The organism is Paenimyroides viscosum, from assembly GCF_003858535.1.
In the GTDB taxonomy this organism is placed as follows: domain Bacteria; phylum Bacteroidota; class Bacteroidia; order Flavobacteriales; family Flavobacteriaceae; genus Flavobacterium; species Flavobacterium viscosum.
This window is the reverse complement of sequence record NZ_RQTJ01000009.1, coordinates 93,724-112,046: the sequence shown is the minus strand read 5'-3', so window position 1 is coordinate 112,046 and position 18,323 is coordinate 93,724. Positions and strand designations below refer to the sequence as shown.

General features: G+C 32.1%; 19 protein-coding genes. 12 read left to right on the top strand and 7 right to left on the bottom strand.

Going from position 1 to position 18,323, the window contains the following annotated elements; genetic code table 11:
- Positions 1 to 137: 137 nt before the first annotated feature.
- Positions 138 to 1,106 (top strand): thioredoxin domain-containing protein, encoded by a 969-nt coding sequence (locus tag EG242_RS06205; protein ID WP_124899033.1) that lies wholly within the window; start codon positions 138 to 140, stop codon positions 1,104 to 1,106.
- 68 nt (positions 1,107 to 1,174) lie between these two features.
- Here EG242_RS06205 and EG242_RS06200 read toward each other — a convergent pair whose 3' ends face one another.
- Both EG242_RS06200 and EG242_RS06195 read right to left on the bottom strand, forming a co-directional pair.
- Positions 1,175 to 1,645, bottom strand: a complete 471-nt coding sequence (locus EG242_RS06200) for a hypothetical protein (RefSeq protein ID WP_203227685.1) — start codon at positions 1,643 to 1,645, stop codon at positions 1,175 to 1,177.
- Positions 1,646 to 1,704: 59 nt separating this feature from the next.
- Positions 1,705 to 3,189, bottom strand: a complete 1,485-nt coding sequence (locus tag EG242_RS06195; RefSeq protein ID WP_124899032.1) for a lipopolysaccharide biosynthesis protein — start codon at positions 3,187 to 3,189, stop codon at positions 1,705 to 1,707.
- Positions 3,190 to 3,264: 75 nt separating this feature from the next.
- Here EG242_RS06195 and EG242_RS06190 point away from each other — a divergent pair, with 75 nt between their 5' ends.
- Together EG242_RS06190 and EG242_RS06185 are read left to right on the top strand one after the other, a co-directional pair.
- Positions 3,265 to 3,786, top strand: coding sequence for a methyltransferase domain-containing protein (locus tag EG242_RS06190; protein ID WP_124899031.1), 522 nt, complete (start codon positions 3,265 to 3,267; stop codon positions 3,784 to 3,786).
- A gap of 1 nt (position 3,787) precedes the next feature.
- Positions 3,788 to 4,636, top strand: coding sequence for a glycosyltransferase (locus EG242_RS06185; protein ID WP_124899030.1), 849 nt, complete (start codon positions 3,788 to 3,790; stop codon positions 4,634 to 4,636).
- 9 nt (positions 4,637 to 4,645) lie between these two features.
- Here EG242_RS06185 and EG242_RS06180 read toward each other — a convergent pair whose 3' ends face one another.
- Together EG242_RS06180 and EG242_RS06175 are read right to left on the bottom strand one after the other, a co-directional pair.
- The gene (locus EG242_RS06180; protein ID WP_124899029.1) at positions 4,646 to 6,184 is read right to left on the bottom strand and encodes a glucosyltransferase domain-containing protein; all 1,539 of its coding nucleotides are present in this window, start codon (positions 6,182 to 6,184) and stop codon (positions 4,646 to 4,648) included.
- Complete coding sequence (locus EG242_RS06175) at positions 6,177 to 7,127, bottom strand: glycosyltransferase family 2 protein (protein WP_124899028.1); 951 nt, start codon at positions 7,125 to 7,127, stop codon at positions 6,177 to 6,179. Before EG242_RS06175 ends, EG242_RS06180 begins: the two co-directional genes overlap by 8 nt.
- 112 nt (positions 7,128 to 7,239) lie before the next feature.
- Here EG242_RS06175 and EG242_RS06170 point away from each other — a divergent pair, with 112 nt between their 5' ends.
- From EG242_RS06170 to EG242_RS06130, 9 genes are all read left to right on the top strand, one after another.
- Positions 7,240 to 7,980: an MlaE family ABC transporter permease gene (locus EG242_RS06170; protein WP_124899027.1), complete on the top strand. Its 741-nt coding sequence runs from the start codon at positions 7,240 to 7,242 to the stop codon at positions 7,978 to 7,980.
- Positions 7,980 to 8,744, top strand: a complete 765-nt coding sequence (locus tag EG242_RS06165; RefSeq protein ID WP_124899026.1) for an ABC transporter ATP-binding protein — start codon at positions 7,980 to 7,982, stop codon at positions 8,742 to 8,744. Before EG242_RS06170 ends, EG242_RS06165 begins: the two co-directional genes overlap by 1 nt.
- Positions 8,745 to 8,787: 43 nt before the next feature.
- Positions 8,788 to 9,318 carry a hypothetical protein gene (locus tag EG242_RS06160; RefSeq protein WP_124899025.1) on the top strand — a complete coding sequence of 177 codons (531 nt, stop codon included), beginning with the start codon at positions 8,788 to 8,790 and terminating at the stop codon, positions 9,316 to 9,318.
- A 449-nt stretch (positions 9,319 to 9,767) separates the two neighbouring features.
- Positions 9,768 to 11,135: a hypothetical protein gene (locus EG242_RS06155; protein ID WP_124899024.1), complete on the top strand. Its 1,368-nt coding sequence runs from the start codon at positions 9,768 to 9,770 to the stop codon at positions 11,133 to 11,135.
- Between the two features lie 130 nt (positions 11,136 to 11,265).
- Positions 11,266 to 11,667 carry a hypothetical protein gene (locus EG242_RS06150; protein WP_124899023.1) on the top strand — a complete coding sequence of 134 codons (402 nt, stop codon included), beginning with the start codon at positions 11,266 to 11,268 and terminating at the stop codon, positions 11,665 to 11,667.
- Positions 11,667 to 12,386 carry a CsgE family curli-type amyloid fiber assembly protein gene (locus EG242_RS06145; RefSeq protein ID WP_124899022.1) on the top strand — a complete coding sequence of 240 codons (720 nt, stop codon included), beginning with the start codon at positions 11,667 to 11,669 and terminating at the stop codon, positions 12,384 to 12,386. The genes EG242_RS06150 and EG242_RS06145 overlap by 1 nt, the downstream gene beginning before the upstream one ends.
- Before the next feature lie 12 nt (positions 12,387 to 12,398).
- Positions 12,399 to 12,794, top strand: coding sequence for a curli assembly protein CsgF (locus tag EG242_RS06140; protein ID WP_124899021.1), 396 nt, complete (start codon positions 12,399 to 12,401; stop codon positions 12,792 to 12,794).
- 19 nt (positions 12,795 to 12,813) lie between these two features.
- Entirely contained in the window at positions 12,814 to 14,184 is a 1,371-nt protein-coding gene (locus tag EG242_RS06135; RefSeq protein ID WP_124899020.1) for a CsgG/HfaB family protein, read from the top strand.
- A 21-nt stretch (positions 14,185 to 14,205) separates the two neighbouring features.
- Positions 14,206 to 15,696, top strand: a complete 1,491-nt coding sequence (locus EG242_RS06130; protein ID WP_124899019.1) for a carboxypeptidase regulatory-like domain-containing protein — start codon at positions 14,206 to 14,208, stop codon at positions 15,694 to 15,696.
- A 64-nt stretch (positions 15,697 to 15,760) separates the two neighbouring features.
- Here EG242_RS06130 and EG242_RS06125 read toward each other — a convergent pair whose 3' ends face one another.
- The 3 genes from EG242_RS06125 to EG242_RS06115 all read right to left on the bottom strand — a co-directional run bounded on the left by EG242_RS06125 (position 15,761) and on the right by EG242_RS06115 (position 18,319).
- Entirely contained in the window at positions 15,761 to 16,459 is a 699-nt protein-coding gene (locus EG242_RS06125) for a helix-turn-helix transcriptional regulator (protein WP_124899018.1), read from the bottom strand.
- Between the two features lie 434 nt (positions 16,460 to 16,893).
- Positions 16,894 to 17,571 (bottom strand): response regulator transcription factor, encoded by a 678-nt coding sequence (locus EG242_RS06120; RefSeq protein ID WP_124899017.1) that lies wholly within the window; start codon positions 17,569 to 17,571, stop codon positions 16,894 to 16,896.
- Complete coding sequence (locus EG242_RS06115; protein WP_124899016.1) at positions 17,537 to 18,319, bottom strand: sensor histidine kinase; 783 nt, start codon at positions 18,317 to 18,319, stop codon at positions 17,537 to 17,539. The genes EG242_RS06120 and EG242_RS06115 overlap by 35 nt, the downstream gene beginning before the upstream one ends.
- Positions 18,320 to 18,323: the final 4 nt, after the last annotated feature.

Sequence of the window (18,323 nt, the reverse complement as noted above, 5' to 3'; positions counted from 1 at the left end):
CAATACAATATACTGATTTTTAATCTTTTGAGCAACTTTTTCTATAATGCACTACGGGTTAAAATTGTAAATTAAAATACTATGCTGCTAGTGAATATTTTATATTTGAAAGTTTTAATTACAACTTAAAAATGCTTATGAAACTATTATTTAGTGCAATAATCTTGCTTTTATTAAGCATCTCACTAAATGCTCAAACTAATTGTAAAGAACTATTAGCGCAGAAAATTAATTTTTATGATGGTGATTTTGAAAAAACGCAGCTTGAATTGGCTACAAACTTTTCCCAACTTACTGCTTGCGGATTAGACGAAACAGATATTGTCTTTTTTGGACAGCCACCTTTTTTAGCAACATTGGTTATTGGTTGGTTAAATGAGGATTCTGAAATGGTAATCTATAAAAAGCTATTAGATGAAATATTAAAAATGAAAGCAACGCCTGAATATAAAGAGTCAGTTACGTTTTATAATGATTTTATAACCTTACGCAATAAAAAAATTAATCTTGCTAATTGGGAGGCAGACAGTCAAATTTTATTATCGTTGGTAAAGGACGAACGTGCCGTTAATGCCATTTATCAAGTTATTAAAGAAAATCCAGATCAATTTGAAACTTATGGTGACATGATGGATGAATTTAATAAGCTTGCTGATTCAATGATAAGTAACAAAGAACCTATGGTAGAAGAAACTCCTTTTTTTACTGATGCCGAAATAATTGATTACGATGAGTTGCTTTTAACTGCACAGATTTGGGGTAAACCTTTACTGATTTATTTTACCGCTTATGCGGATGTTAATTCTCGAAAAATGGAGGAGGCTTTTTTATATGACAGTGATATACAAGAGTACTTAGAAGCAAATTATTTTACAGTAACATTATTTGTTGATAATAAGAAAGAGGTTTTTAAAGAATTTATTACAAAAAATGAAAAAACAGGAAAATTAATGAAAACCTACGGAGCTTTTTATAGCAAGATACAAGAAGAGCGTTTTAATAATCAAAGTCAGCCTTACTTTGCGATTGTGTCTACAGAAGGAAAAATTTTAAAAACACAAGGTTTCACCCTAAAGAAAAAAGAATTTAAAAAATTTTTAAAGTAGATACTTCTACCACATTAGGTACATGCGAAATTTAGAATTTTAGTAAGCCTATATAAATACACCTAGTTTTAACAATCGGTGTCCTCCTCATCCAAAAAATCAAGCTCCTCGTCTTGTTGCTTGTAATCATGTGCAATGCCTGGTGGGTTGAACAAGCTCCACGAATCGGTAATAAAGTGTTTTTGGTTGAATCTGCCTACCCATTCCACAAACAACAGTCGGAATTCTTCGATTTGTAAACGAATAATCTTGAAATATTCCACCTCTTCAAAACCGAGCATTTTCAGGGTGTGGTACGAAACCATTAAATCACGTGCCGCCTTACGGATTAAAGTCGCATTTTCCATTTTTATATCATACAATTTTACTCCAAAAGCGCCGGTTAATTTAGCCTGAATGAGCATGGCATCGCCTAACAACTGCCCTTTTAAATCGGATAAAATAAGATCATCTTCTGGAAATAAATCAGTAATTGCTTTTAGTGTTTCAAAAATTTCTTCGGATTTTTTATAAATGGGTGTTTGCAAATAGTTTTTCATCTGTTACCGTTTGTATAAACATACAAAATTTTCTTGAATTGTAATGGCATAAAAGTTATTTACTTTCTTAAAACCACCTTCATTATTTTTGCTACATTGTTATTAAACTCTTGTACCCAGCCGGTTTTGTAAATTAACAGCATAAAAGTACCGGCAAAGAAAGTACATCGGACAAGAAAAGAGAACATTCCGAAAACGTTTAAAGGCAAAGCAAAAGCAATTGCCAATAAAACCAAACTGCTTACAATAGTTTTTATGTAATTAGCATTTATAGGCAGCATATTAAATTTGCGGTAAATAAACCAAAGTTTGGTACTATTGAAAACCAGCATAGCGAAGAGCGATGCCCATGCTACACCGATGATTCCGTAAGTAGTCTGCGTTAAAACGTAATAATTTAAGCCGACGTTTAAAATAGCAAGTATTACGATTGCTATTAAATTAAATCGGTAAAATTTTGAATAGGCAATAATTTCGGTATTAAAACCGGTTGCCATATTTAACACCACATTTCCGCCTAAAATATACAGTACGGGTAAAACAGGCAGTAACTTATCGGCAGTTGGTAAGATCTCAAAAAAATCTTTCATACCTAAAAGCACGCAACCATATAGTATAATTCCTATAAAAAAGAGGTTTTTGGCTACATCGGCATACTTTATTTTTAGTACTGATAAATCGTTTTTCTTTAGGGCTTCTGAAATTAACGGACTGTACAAGGCAAACACTCCGGCAGCCGGAATCATTAAGGCATTTGCCAAATTTACCCCAATATTAAAATCTCCGTTGGCTGTATTTGATAGGAATTGCGGAATCATAATAGAATCAATTCTAAACGCAAAAAAAGATCCTAAACTTGCCGAAAAAGCGTACAGGCTGTATTGATAGTATTGTTTTTTGGGGATTTCTTGAAACAGATCTTTGTAGTTTAAAGTATATACCGGCTTAAAATATTTAAAAAGATAAAAACCAATGGCGATCAACATAACTGCAAACGATACCACATACCATGAAAAACCAACTATTTCACTAACATAGCCGTATATTATCAATAAAAAAACGAGTGGTAATGTAATTTTAGGGATAATTTTCTCGAAAAAAGTGGGTATTGCCAATTTCTGTAAATTAGTTGCTTGTCGTTTAAAAACATCAATATACGCAAGGCAAATCGCTATAAAAAAACCGTAAATAAAATATTGTTTGTTTTTTAACTCTCTAAAAAAAAAGTCATCTATAAAGTACACTAACGATACACCAATGGCACAGAAAAATACCATCCAAACAACAGAAATCATACTGTACGAAAATAATTTTCGCTGTAATAAATCGTTCAGTTTGGGTTGAAAATTTAATAAAGCAGTTGATGCACCCAAAACCATAATTGGATAAAGAATCTGTGCAAAACCATCGACAAAACGAATAATACCCAGTAAATCTTTATCGTTTGGGTAGATGAATAGCGTGGACACCGTGCCAATTAGCACGCCGAAATAATTTATCAGCGTAAACCACAAAGCCTGTTTACTAGAAAACTTGGTATCCATTCTACATTTTTTACAAATATAATCGTTAATCTTTAAATTGATTTTAATTACTTTTACCAATTACAATTTTCTATTATGTACGAAAAAACCTATCCGAAAGAACGCTTTAAAATTACCATGGATTTTTTAAGGAAAAACCTTTCTAAAGATGCAAAAATTTTAGATTTAGGTGTAGAAAATCCGCTATCTGTATTGATGAAAGAGGAAGGATTTAACGTACAAAATACCACCGGAGAAGATTTAGATGAAAACCAGGAAGCATTGCAACAAACAAATTATGATGTTTTGACTGCTTTTGAAATTTTTGAACATTTGTTGAATCCATATACCGTTTTAAAAAACTGTAAGGCTAAGAAAATTATTATTTCGGTTCCGTTGCGTTTGTGGTTTTCGCCGGCGTATCGCAGTAAAACAGATGTTTGGGACAGACATTATCACGAGTTTGAAGACTGGCAGTTGGATTGGTTGCTTGAAAAATGTGGTTATAAAATCACGGCTCGAAAAAAATGGGCGCATGCTGTGAATAAAATCGGGATACGTCCATTGTTGCGAAAGTTTACTCCGCGTTATTATATGATTTTGGCAGAAAAAATATAGTATGAAGGTTTATTGTGTAATACCTACTTATAACGAAGAAGCTTTTATTGCCCAAACATTGAATTCGTTGGTGCAGCAAACCGTTGTACCCGATAAAATTGTGGTGGTAAACGATAATTCTACCGATAGCACTGCTGATATTATTGCCGATTTTGAAAAGAAACACGCGAATATTTCGCAGGTTTTTAACGCATCTGAAAACAAACATTTACCCGGAAGCAAGGTTATTCGGGCTTTTAACAAAGGTTTTGAAACATTAGACGATTCGTTTGATATTATGGTGAAATTAGATGCCGATTTGATTCTTCCCGATAATTATTTTGAGCGAATCATTGAAACATTTAATAAAGACCCCAAAATTGGAATGGTGGGCGGTTTTGCTTATATCGAAAAAAACAACGAATGGGTTTTAGAAAGTTTAACCAATAAAGACCATATTCGCGGAGCTTTTAAGGCGTATCGCAAAGCCTGTTTTTTAGAAATTGGCGGATTGAAACCTGCCATGGGTTGGGATACGGTTGACGAATTGTTGTGCCGTTTTTATAATTGGAAGATTGTTACTTTAGAAGATTTAAAGGTAAAGCACTTAAAACCAACTGGTGCTACGTACGATCAATCTGCGCGATACAAACAAGGCGAAGCCTTTTACACCTTGGGATATGGTTTATTAATTACTACAATTGCCAGCTTAAAATTAGCTTTACGCAAACAAAAACCTTTGTTGTTTATTGATTATTTAAAAGGATTTTTTAAAGCCAAAAGCAATCAAACTCCGTTATTGGTGTCAACCCAACAAGCTAAATTCATTAGAAAATACCGTTGGAAAAAAATGAGAGAGAAGTTCTTTTAATTTAAAAAACTATTCATTATCAAAATCTATAATAGCAATATCATTCTTTAATCGTAAAGTATAGTAAATATTTCTGTCTATAACTGGGTAATCATCGATGTTTTTGAGAATCTGCTCACGTTTTTCACCTCCTATATATTCACTTGCAATATTATTAAATTTATTCATTCTTATAATTCCCCAACCCCAGCCGTTATTTTCATAAACTGGTGCTAATTTATTAATGAAAGGCATTGTTTTGTCGTTTACCGTGTTATTACGGTGAGCCCTTTTAATAGTACCTTTTATTACTAACTTTATACGCTGATGCTCTGTAACCTTTACACGCTCATAATCTACAAGCTTGGGAGATACTAAATTTATAATAAAGTCTGAGAATTCATCTTGGTTTTTTAAATACATTCCTAGCTGAGAAGAAATAATAAAAGAATAATAAATCATTGGTGTAAACGCTGTCACTAAAAGCACGTTCTTAAAAAAAGTTTCTTTATTAATAATTATTAAAAAGTAAAAAGCATATATAGCAAATCCCCAGCCAATCATTCCTCTTGGCACCCATCGTGGTTCATAAACCACCATATTTATACCAGCAGCAAATATTATTATTAGCATAGACAAAATCGAGACAGCAACTACTTTAAATATTAAAATATTATTAAAATATTTTTTAACATTAGTTTTCAAATAAATTAATAGCCCAATAGCCGAAAAAGTAAGCAAACAATAAAGGGTATATCTATATGATGAATTAGTTAATGTACCAACAAGTTCTTGTAATCCCACATAACGATCTTTAAATACCTGTTTTAAATTTTCATCTTTAAAAACAAAACTTCCTCTATCGTCTTTCAACAATTCTAGCTTTAGAATTTTAACTAAAGTTTGATAACTTAAAAAACCTAAAATAAATGATATAAATGACAAACCACCATTTATAATTACATTTCTAAATTCATTATTCCAAATATCTTTAATAAGAAAAAAACATAATACAATACAATAAGAAAGGGCTGTTGTTTGATAAAAACTTAAACTTAAAAGCACCCCTAATAAAGATGTTATAAAAAATATTTTTTTGTTTTTATAAAACAAAAAAGGCAATACAACACATAGAAATGATAAACTAATAGGGATACAATCAAATCTATAAACTAAAATTTCTAGGATAAACGGACAAGTTGTTAAAATTAAACTCCCTATAAACAACTGAGTTTTATTACGAACACCAATTGCATAACATAAAATAAAACCTGAAAGTGATAAAATTAATACACTTGAAATATTTGAAAAAGGAAATAAACTATAAACAATCTCACTTTGAAAAGACAATAAGTGCATAATGAATGAGCTACTAAACCTACCATCATGCTCCCAATCATAACCCTCAACCGTACGGTTTAAATCATCTACATAATATGTATTTGCTAAAAGTATAGGTAGAATATATATTATTGAAACTATACCTATTAAGAAAATAAAAGTTTTATTGTTATTGATTTTATCTACAATACGGTAATATTTTTTTAATAAAAATGAATTCTCAAACATTATTTACTTTTTTAATTAATTTATGTTTTATAATATAACGTGGTCTGCGTTTGCTTTCTAAATAGGTTCTGCCTAAATATTCGCCTAAAACTCCGATCCCGATGAGTTGAACTCCGCCAAAAAATAGGATAGCAACCATTAACGACGCGTATCCCGATGCGTTTATCCCAAAGAATAGTTTTTCAATGATGATTTTTAATCCGTATAAAAAAGATATAAAAGCAATGACACTTCCAAAATATGTCCAAACTTTTAAGGGCAAAGTAGAAAAAGACGTGATTCCTTGTACTGCTAAATTCCATAATTTAATGTAGTTGAACTTGGTTTTTCCTTCTTTACGGCTTGGACGTGTATAATCAACTACAACCGTTTCAAAACCAACCCAGCTCATTAATCCTTTCATGAATAGTTGATTTTCCTGTAAACTCACAATTTCATTTACAACTTGGCGGGTCATTAATCTAAAATCTCCTACGTTTTCTTCTAGTTTTAAGGTCGACATTTTATTGTTCAATCTGTAAAACCATTGTGCCGAAAATCTTTTTACAACGGTATCGGTTCCTCTGTTGGCTCTTCTTGCCAAAACAACATCGGCTCCAGTTTCGTGGGCTTTAATCATTTCAAAAATCAATTCAAAAGGATCCTGCAAATCAACATCCATAGGAATCATTAAATCGCCTACAGCATGTTCCAAACCAGCAAATAAAGCGGCTTCTTTTCCAAAATTTCTTGAAAAAACTAATGCTTTACAGTTTACATTTTCTTTAATCAATTTGTTTAAAATGGCCGCTGTTTTATCTTTACTTCCATCATCAACAAATAAAACGCTAGCAGTATATTCTGTTTTAACTAAAGTTTCTGTAAACTTTAAAAACGCGTTAAAAAAGGTTTCAATACTTAATTCTTCGTTGTAAACCGGGACAATTACAGAAATTTGCTTCATAAATAAATGCCTTTATAAGCAACCAAAAATACATTTTTTAAAACGATATCTTTTAATTTTACTAAACTAAAATATAATTTTATTTGGTAAATTAGCAGACTAAAATAGTGTTATGATTAAAATGTTAGCTAACATTGGGAAATATTTCATCATGCTGGGCGAAATTTTTCGTAGACCAACAAAATGGCGCATAATGAAAAATCTTATTTTTAAAGAAATCGATGAGTTAATTATTGGTTCTTTAGGAATTGTAGCCTTTTTATCGTTTTTCATTGGCGCGGTTGTAACCATACAAACAGCCCTAAACTTAAACAACCCTATCATTCCTAAATATTTAATTGGTTTTACGGCTAGGCAGTCAATTATTTTAGAGTTTTCACCTACGTTTGTATCAATTATCATGGCAGGTAGAATGGGTTCTTATATTACATCGAGTATAGGAACCATGCGAGTTACCGAGCAAATTGATGCCTTAGAAGTTATGGGTATTAACCCGTTAAACTACCTAGTTTTCCCTAAACTAATCGCCTCTATAACCTACCCTTTTGTAATTGCTTTAAGTATGTTTATTGGTATTTTTGGAGGATATATTGCAGGATCTTTAGGTGGTTATTTAGCTCCCGAAGAATTTGTAAAAGGTTTGCAAGACGATTTTACGCCGTTTCACATAGTATATGCTTTTATAAAAACAGCCGTTTTTGGATTTATCTTAGCCACAGTACCGTCGTTCTACGGATATTATATGGAAGGCGGCGCATTAGAAGTTGGTAAAGCATCAACCAAAGCATTCGTTTGGACATCGATTTCCATTATTATCTGTAACTATATCTTAACCCAAATGTTATTAACCTAATGATAGAAGTAAAAGACTTAAAAAAATCTTTTGATGAAAAAGAGGTTTTAAAAGGGATTACCACCACCTACGAAGCCGGAAAAACTAATTTAATTATTGGACAATCGGGCTCTGGTAAAACCGTTATGCTTAAAACATTGTTAGGTGTGCACTTACCAGACAGTGGACAGATTTTGTTTGATGGTAGAGATTTTTCTACGTTAGATCCTAATGAAAAAAGAAATCTTAGAACAGAAATGGGGATGGTTTTTCAAGGAAGTGCTTTGTTTGATTCTATGACTGTTGAAGAAAACATTGGTTTTCCTTTAAAAATGTTCACTAAAAAAACCAATGCTGAAATTAGAGATCGTGTACAAGAAGTAATTGACCGTGTAGAGCTGATTGATGCTAATAAAAAAATGCCTTCTGAAATTTCGGGTGGTATGCAAAAACGTGTGGCTATTGCACGCGCTATTGTTAATAACCCAAAATACTTGTTTTGCGATGAGCCCAATTCGGGTCTTGATCCTAAAACAGCAATTGTAATCGACGAACTTATTCAGGAGATTACCCACGAATACAACATTACAACGGTAATTAATACCCACGATATGAACTCGGTTTTACAAATTGGCGAACACATTGTTTTCTTGAAAGACGGCAAGCTGGTTTGGGAAGGTACCAATAAAGAAATCATGGTAACCGATCATGAGGATATTGTTGACTTTGTTTATTCGTCTGAATTATTGAAAGAGATTCGTCGTTTTCACACAAATAAAAAATAATCGGGATTTTTCTCGATTTTTTGTTCGATTTAAATTGATAAATATGTTTTCGTTTTTTAAAAGCAGTATCGAAAAAGATTTGATAAAACTAGGGTTTGAAGAATTAGTGAAAGGATACAAACAAAAAGTAAAAAGCAGCGAATGGAGCAAACTTCAGTATAACGACGCTTTAAAAAGTTTGCACACCAAACATAAAAACCAATTAAACAATATTGGCAATGTTAATGTAGCAACCCGACAGTCTTTTGATGTTGATGATGCTATAGTGCCATTGAACCTGCAAAACATTCAACAAGAATTTATAGATTACGATTATATTTACAGCACGCTGCTTTTTGAATATAACAGTAACAACCGCATACATACTAAGGCGTTGCATGAACTTGATAAATTACTTCAAGAGAATTTCCCCGATGCTGAAATTTTGAAAGAGGAAGAAGCAAATGTAAAACAGCTTACTTTACAACAGTTAATTAACGAAGCTACCTTACCATTTTCGGCTGAAAACAGTAATTATTTAAAAACGGTTTTTAGCGAGCTGCTTTTAAGAAACAAGAGCCTTATCAAAGAATAATTTATTAATAGGGTTCTTGTTTTTCTTACAGCTTTGTGTTACTTACAACAAAACTTACTTTAAGCCATTATTTAACGCTAAAAACAAAAAAGAAAAACGAGAAACTTTCATTTCCCGTTTTCACTACTAACAACAATAACCATTCTTTTTTTTCAATTCCCTAAATCTCTTCAGTAATACATAAAAAACTATTGCCCAATGTTTTTTATGTTTATTCAACTGCTTCAACAATTCAAAAATACAACAGATGAAAATAGTCTCGTGTAGAATGATTTCTTCAATAAATGTAGAACTAATTCTACACGATTATATAGCATATTTATGCTATTTTTTGGTGAAATAATAATATCATGGTTTATGAGTATTCTGTTAAAATACCGAAAACCAGTGATTGTGCTGCTTTAATAAACGTAATACTTTTGAAGTACTAACATTTAATTATTTACATCATGAAAAAATTAGTACTAAGTGCAGCAGTAGCGTTTTTAGCAACAGCTTCGGCAATGGCACAAGACAATCGCGATTATTCTGCTCAAATGGGCAATGATAACACCGCAACAACAATCCAAGATGGAGATTCAAACGTGAATTTCTTACTACAAAGTGGAGACGACAACACATTTACAGTTACACAAACTGAAGAAGGAAACGTAAGTGGAGCTATCCAGTTTGGTAATGAGAATATCGGAATGACGACACAAGAAGGAATCGAAAACACTAGCACTATGCTACAAACAGGAGATTCCAACGAAGCAACTGTGGACCAATGGGGTGCAAATAACATCTCAAATCTATCACAAGATGGTACTGGAAACGAGGCTACTATTACACAAGCTAGAAGAGATGCATCTCCAAGTAGCTCAAATTCAAACACTTCTAATGCGACACAAAGCGGAACCAACAACGAACTGATTGTATCTCAATATGGTGTGGGAAATCATAATGCAGAAACTTCTCAAAGTGGTGATGACAATTTCGCACGTGTTAGACAAGGTGGTAATGGTCATAATGCCTTAATATCGCAAAGCGGAAGCGATAACGATGTGTATAGCCAACAATCTGGAAGTTTAAACCAATTAACTATAGGTCAAGATGGTAACAACAATTTTTCAACAGAGTTTACATACGGAACTGAAAATATTGTAAATATAACTCAAACAGGAAATAACAATACATCAGAAGGTTATAGAATGGGCGACAATAATAGAACTTTTGTAACACAAACCCTTAATAATAACAAAGCTGATGTAGATCAGTTGGGAGATTTAAATAGTGTAACTATCGATCAATATGGTTACAGTAATGATGCTGGCGTTGATCAAACCGGAGATGCACACGTTGCAACTATTGGTCAAATCGGAATCGGAAATAATGCGGGAATTGCTCAAACCGGAAATAACCACACTGCAGAAATTAATCAAATAGGAAGTGATAACAACGCTACGATTGAGCAAAGAGGGCATGTGAGCAGCTTGATGAATTCAGTTAATAACACTGGAACTATTTCTCAATTCGGGAATGCAAACGATGCTTTACTACTTCAAGTTGGAGGCAACAATAGCGGAAGTTTAGCACAATTAGGAAATTCAAATACAATAGATGCGTTCCAAAACGGTAATTTTAACACGGCATCAGCAAATCAAATCGGTTCTCAAAACAGGTTGGATTTAGTGCAAACAGGTGCTTGGAATACTGCAACAAATACGCAAATAGGATCAGAAAATATTGCTGATATTTATCAAGCATCTTCAGGACATTTTCATTTCGGTGTACAAGTTGGAACTGGAAACGAAATTTCTGTAACACAATCTAACTAATATCCTTTTCAAAGATATTATTGTTTAATTGTTAAAAAACTGTTCTTAATAAATTTCTGTGTGATTATATGAATTTTATTAAGGCAGTTTTTTTTTTAAAATAAAACTAACAGCATTTAAAGCATTCTTTATGAAAAATACTGCAACATTACTTTTTACATTTTTCTGCGTATTTACTTTAAGTGCGCAAACAAGTCAAGCATCTTTTTTAAATGATAAAAAAGAATTACAAAAAATACATCCGGAGGCTTTAATTCTTACCGAATTAAACAGAGTAGATGGTACACAGGTGGTGCAAATTGGTGATTATAACTTAGCAACTATTGAAAGTCAACAGATGCAGGTTAACCAAATTGGTAATCATCAGTTATTGTATTATAACGAAACATCGAAACTACAGCCATCTAACCTTAACGTAAACATGGAAGGTGCTAATAATTACATTGAAATTTACGGTAATAACAGCATTATGGAAAACATGAGTATAAACGTACAAGGTAATGACCGTAGCGTAATAATAAGAAATTACTAATGAGCAGATTAATATTAATATTCGCTTTTTGTAGCATGTTTGCTAACTTTTGTTTTGCACAAGAAAACAGAGATAGTTTAATTGTTGCAAGAATTGAGGTAGTACAATCTGAAAACACCTTAACTTTTAGACCAACAGTTCAAAACAACGGCGGGTATCATTATGAATTAGATTATTTATTACTTATAAAAAAAACAGATGAGAACAAAAACTTATCTGTTAATCAACAAAAAGGAAAGTTTACGTTAGAGCCTAATCAAATTGAAAGCCTTTCAACAACTACCATTAATCAAACAGAAAAACAAAAAATAACTGCGATTATATTTATTCGCGACGAAGTTCAAAACCGGTTAATAACTAAAGATTCTATACAAATTACTACTAAAGAGTTAAGACCGATTAATGAATCTTCGTTAACCGTTATGAAAGGAATTGTTACCGATGATTCTAAAACAAAAATGGGCAAAGACTATTACGATTTTTTTTATTCAACCTATAACCTATACCCTACCAAATTCGATTTTATTATTAATGTAAGCGAATTACCATACAGGGGATTATCAAGCATAATACAAGTAAAAGTAGACCAAGACCTTATTCACGAATTTTTTACAAATCCAGATGAAGAATTTATTAAAGAACAAGTGGCAACTACTTTTCAGCGATTAATTAATTATGCAAGCCATAGGGGGAAATTAAAAAATGAATTTACATATTAAACAATTAATCACATGAAAACAATATTACCTACTATAATTTTATTGTTGTTCGCAGGCAAAATAAGTTATGCACAACAATTAGTATATACACCAGTAAACCCAAACTTTGGCGGAAATCCGCTAAATTACAGTGGTTTATTAGCATCTGCAAATGCACAAAATAAATTTGATGACAACCAAAGATCATCAAACAGTAGTTTACTAGATAATTTCTCTGAAACCGTTAAAAGGCAGATTTTATCGCAACTTTCAAGAGGTCTTTTTGATAATAACGAAAATTTAGAAAATTTAGAAGAAGGAACTTTTGAAATTGGCGATTTAATTATATCTATTGATGAAACCAGAACCGGAACCGTTATAAGAATTATAGATAACAAAACCGGCGAAACAACTGAAATTATTCTGTAAACAAGTATCTTAATCACACATGAAATTATTTAAAACAAATCGTTTGCTTGTTTTAATATCTTTAGTTACTCTGCAAAGCTGTGGTGTGTTTTTTACACCGCCTGCCGGAATAGAAGCAAGTTCCGTTATTGGTGAAGTAACGCCAACCGAAAAAGATTTTAAAAAATTACCAAAACCACAAGAACCTATTGTTGTAGGAGTATATAAATTCCGCGATCAAACCGGACAATACAAAGCTAGTAACGTAGGTGCCAACTGGAGTACAGCTGTACCCCAAGGCTTAACTACAATTTTAATAAAATCGTTAGAAGACAGTAAATGGTTTGCACCAATAGAACGCGAAAACATTGGAAACTTACTAAACGAAAGACAAATAATTAGAACTACCCGTCAAGAATATTCTAACGGACAAAGCACAGACAACCTACCTCCTCTGCTTTTTGCAGGAATTCTATTAGAAGGTGGGGTAATATCTTACGACACCAATATATTAACCGGTGGTGCAGGTGCCCGATATTTTGGCATTGGCGGATCTAGCGAATACAGACAAGATCGTATAACAGTGTATTTAAGAGCAGTATCAACAAGTTCGGGTAAAATATTAAAAACCGTTTACACGTCTAAAACCATACTTTCACAATCTATTAACGCTAGTATGTTTAGATATGTTGATGTAGAGCGTTTAATGGAAGCCGAAGTAGGTATCACCAACAACGAACCTGTACAAATGGCAGTTACCGAGGCTATAAACAAAGCCGTATATTTAATGATTTTAGAGGGTATTAAAGACGACGTTTGGGCTACCAAAAATGAAGAAAAAGCCAAAGTAGACCTTTTAATGAAAGAATACAATCAAGAAATTATAGAAAGCAATAAAAGAGTTGCAGGTAAAGGAGATTGGGACACTAACAGACGTTCACGTTATGCTATTGGCGGTAGCTTTACATTAAATTCTTTAAAAGGTGATTACCCTGATATTGCAACCCACACTGGTGCAACAGGTAATTTTAAATATCTTTTTTCAGACTATTTTAATCTTGAATTATCATACGGATATCAAAATTTAGGATCCGAAAGATACTTTAAATCACAATTTACATCAGGCGAGGTTAATTTAGAATATCTTATGTTACCTTTTAACAATTTCACCCCTTATTTTTCTGCCGGTGTAGGTTCTATGAGAGATATGGAAACCCCTCTTAGAAAAATGCAATTTAAGTCGCAAGTGGGTGTTGGTTTGGAATACTTAGTATCTAAACAAGTTGGCATTAGGGGTTTTGGCAAATACCACATGGGCTTTAACGATGATTGGGACGATATGATATCTGGCAAAAGAAACGATCACTTTTTACAATATGGCATAGGTATACAAATATATCTAGGTAAATAACAACAATATATCTTATAAAAAATGAAATCAATATACTTTTTAATAATAACTTTTCTCTCACTTATTTTTATTAGCTGTAGCGAAGATGTTATAGATGGTAACGCAAAAGGGACTTTAACAGGAAGTGTGCGTTTAGAAGCAACAAATGAGCCATTAGCCAATGTTAAAATTACAACAACCCCTGCAACTACAACGGTTTTTACTGATGAAAAGGGTAATTTTGAAATTTTAGGCACACTTCCTTTGGGAGATTTTTCTGTACGTGCAGAACTTAAAGGTTATGTAACAGAATACCAAGCAATAACTATTAGCGAATATGAACAAAAAGTACAGATTGTTTTTGAAATGATTACAGACGAATCATTAAACTCTCCACCAACTGTTCCTGTACTAATTGCACCTAAAAACTTATCTACCAATCTTGTAAATAATGTAGAGTTAGAATGGGATGCTACTGATATTGATAAAGATGAACTTTTATATAAGCTAATCTTCATTAATAACAAAACCAATAACCGAGTTGAAATTCCTAACATTAAAACCAAAAAAATTGCAATGACGCATTTAGATTTTGGTACAACTTATACTTGGCAAATTATAGCATCAGACAGTATAAATGCAGATGTTTACAGTGAAGCTTTTCAATTTACAGTACGTCAAAATCCAGAATACCGCTATCATTTTGTTAGTAAGGGCTTAGGGAATTATAACATTATGGCAACCAATTTAGATGAAGTAATTACCATAACACCGCTAAGCAACACAACCTGGAGACCCCGCAAAAACAACACAGCTAATAAATTGGCTTATTTACAAACTTACAACGGGCAAACACATTTATTTACGTCTGGTTTAGATGGACAAAATGAGAAAAAAATAAGTCAAACTCCAATTAATGGTTTTAAAAGTGACCAATTATCGTACGCTTGGAAAACAGACGGTAGCCAATTTATCTATCCAAGTTTCGATAAATTATATAAAATTAATAGTGATGGAACCGGGCAAACGCAAATTTACCAAACCGCAGACGGACATTTTATATCGCGTTGTGCATGGAGTAATGACGGAACTAAAATTGCCATTACTACAAATAATTTAAACGGATACAAAGCAAAAATAATTATTTTAGATGCAAATGGTAATTTGTTACATACTATCTTTCAAGGAAAAGCTGGAGCTGTAGGCGGATTAGATTTTGATAGTACGGGAACAAAATTGCTTTATACACATGATGTATCAGAAAACGAAGATTGGCAGTATCGCCAACTTGACACAAGAATTTTCATGTACGATTTTACAAATAATACACATAAAGACATTTCTTTTATAAGTTTAAAACCAATGGGATCGGTAGATATAGATCCAATATTTTCACCAAATAGTTCAGAAATTATTTTTACTAGTACATCTAACGATATGATTTCGCAAAAGAACATTTATAAAATTAATTTAAACGATGACGATGTAAGAGATTTAATAATTTCGAATGCAGAAATGATAGATTATAAGTAACATTGTATTAATATTTGGGCAAAAAAAAACCGCTTTTTAGCGGTTTTTTTGATTTATATTTTTTTTACAATGCGTACAACTTGGTTTTAATAGCAACCTTAACCATTGAAGCCGTATTTTTAACTCCTAATTTGGTAAGTATTTTTCTACGATGCGTTTCAACAGTGTGTAAGCTTATAAACAAATTCTCAGAAATTTCACGGGTGCTTTTACCATCGCATATATAACCTAGTATCTCTTTTTCACGGTTTGTAAGCTCATCGTACAACATCATCTCTGTTTCTATATTATCACACTTATCTTTTACTAAATTGGCATTTTCTACAGAATGAAAAAAGTATTCTACAATTAAGTCCCAATATTCTTTTGATAGTATTTTAGTGCCATCTAAAATCTTCTTCACAAACTCAACAAACTGATCAGATAATGTATTGTTTTTAATAACCCCCATTACCCCAATTTCAAACAACAACTTTACATCGCTTATACAAATGTTTGATGTTATTATTAAAATTTTAAATTTTGGATTTAATGAAGTTAATTGTAAAAGATAATTAAAGTCTTTATTTGTAAATTTAACTACATCATAAATTAAAATTTCGCTTGTATTTATGTCTAATTCTCTTTCTTTTATGAGTGTCTTTAAATTTTCTTTCCTTATAATATTTGCGTCAGCTGAAATTTTATTAACCATTAAATTCTCAATACCTTCAGAATAAATAGGATTGTTGATTATCATGTAAACTTGTAATTTTTTAGCCATATTTATGTTTTTTTAGTGTTTTAAAATTTAAACCTAAAAGCCATATAAATGCAATTAAATAAATACTATTACAGAAAATATTCTGAAAATTATAAGTACAAAACCCAACCTATGCATGTTAATTTAGTTGAGTATTAATTTATGTAATAGCTTTTTGGTTCATTAACAAAAATGTTAAAAAAAAGCCAATACTTTAAGGTAGAAATTACCTGAAATAAAAAAACAGGTAAAAATACCTGTTTTAATTTTTTTATATATTATTTGAAACTCCTATCAAAGACAATATATGAATTTTCGTCGGTTCGAACTTATCAACAACTTATCATTTATTGACTTCTCGATAGCCTGTCTTGAGCTTGTCGAAAGGCTTCACTGCGTTACACTACTCGAATTAACGGATTCTACATACAAATAATTCGTGTAAATATACTTTGTTAGTTTAACGAAAGTTCTTCGAGGGTTACAATATGTTTTTGTAGTGCATAAACAATGAGCCCTGCTACGTTGCGAACGCCGATTTTTGTAAACAGATTGTTCTTGTGTCCTTCTACAGTACGTTGGGTTATAAAAAGATGCTCGCCAATTTCTTTCGCCGTTTTTTGCTGGCACAAAAGTTTTATGATTTCTATTTCTCGTTCGGTTAGTAATTCGACTTCATCAATCATTGGTTTTGATACTTTAGAAGAAATTTGTTCGCGCAGAATTTCCATTTGATCTTTATTCAGATAAAAACCATTTTTATGAACCTGCTTAACGATATCGAGCAGTTCAAAAGGAGACATCCCTTTGGGTAAAAAGCCGGCAACACCTTCTTTAGTCATAAATCCTATGGAATTATCCTGATAGTGCGATGATACAACGACAACCTTTAATTCGGGATGATTTGTTTTAACATGTTTAAGTACTTCTAGCCCATCTATTGTCTTCATTTTTAAATCGAGCAGCAGAATATCTATCGGCTCGGTATTTTTTTCTTCTAAATAATTGAATAACTGGTATCCGTCTGTAGTATCATATACCACCTGTGTTGACTGATCCTGGTTAAAAAAACTCTTCAACAATGTTACAATAAGGTAATCATCGTCTACTAGTGCTAATTTTATTTTTTCCATTCTTTACAAAAAAAATAAAACGGGTTCCTTTTTCTTTTGAACTTTTGTATTTGTATTTAGCATTTAAATTATCTGCCCGCAGGGCGATATTTTGTAAACCAATGCCATTTTTTACTGTTGAACTGTTAAAGCCAATGCCGTTATCTATGACTAATAACACTATAAATTTATCTGTTATACGTAATTTTAAATTAACTTGCGATGCTTGGGCGTGTTTGTGTATGTTGTTAAGCAATTCCTGTAAAATACGTACCAATTGCAATTTTATGGTTTTATTTATAGGTCGATCTGTTCGAACATCAACATCAGGATCAATATGATAGAAGCTTTTCCAACTTTTTAAAATGGTTAACAATATGTTTTCTAACGGTTTTTCTTCGTATAAAGGCGGTGATAATTCATGCGAAATCCTTCGTGATTCATCAATCGCTGTTCCTAACAAATGATCTAACTCTTGCTGGTTGGATCCTATTGCGGTTTTTAACCGTATAACGGTTAGGGTACTGATGATGTTATCGTGCAAATCTGCAGCTATGCGAACACGCTCGTTTTCTTGCGCTTCTAAACTTACTTGCAGTAAAGAACGCTGATAATCCATTTTTAACCTAATCTCTTCATCTTTAGACCGTAATACTTTTCTGTACGATATATAAAAAACGCTTATCAAGGTACCCACAAGTAGTATCATTACCCCAATAATGATAACAACCCAGAGAAGAAATGTGTCGGAATTCTGCCATTTTTCCATAAAT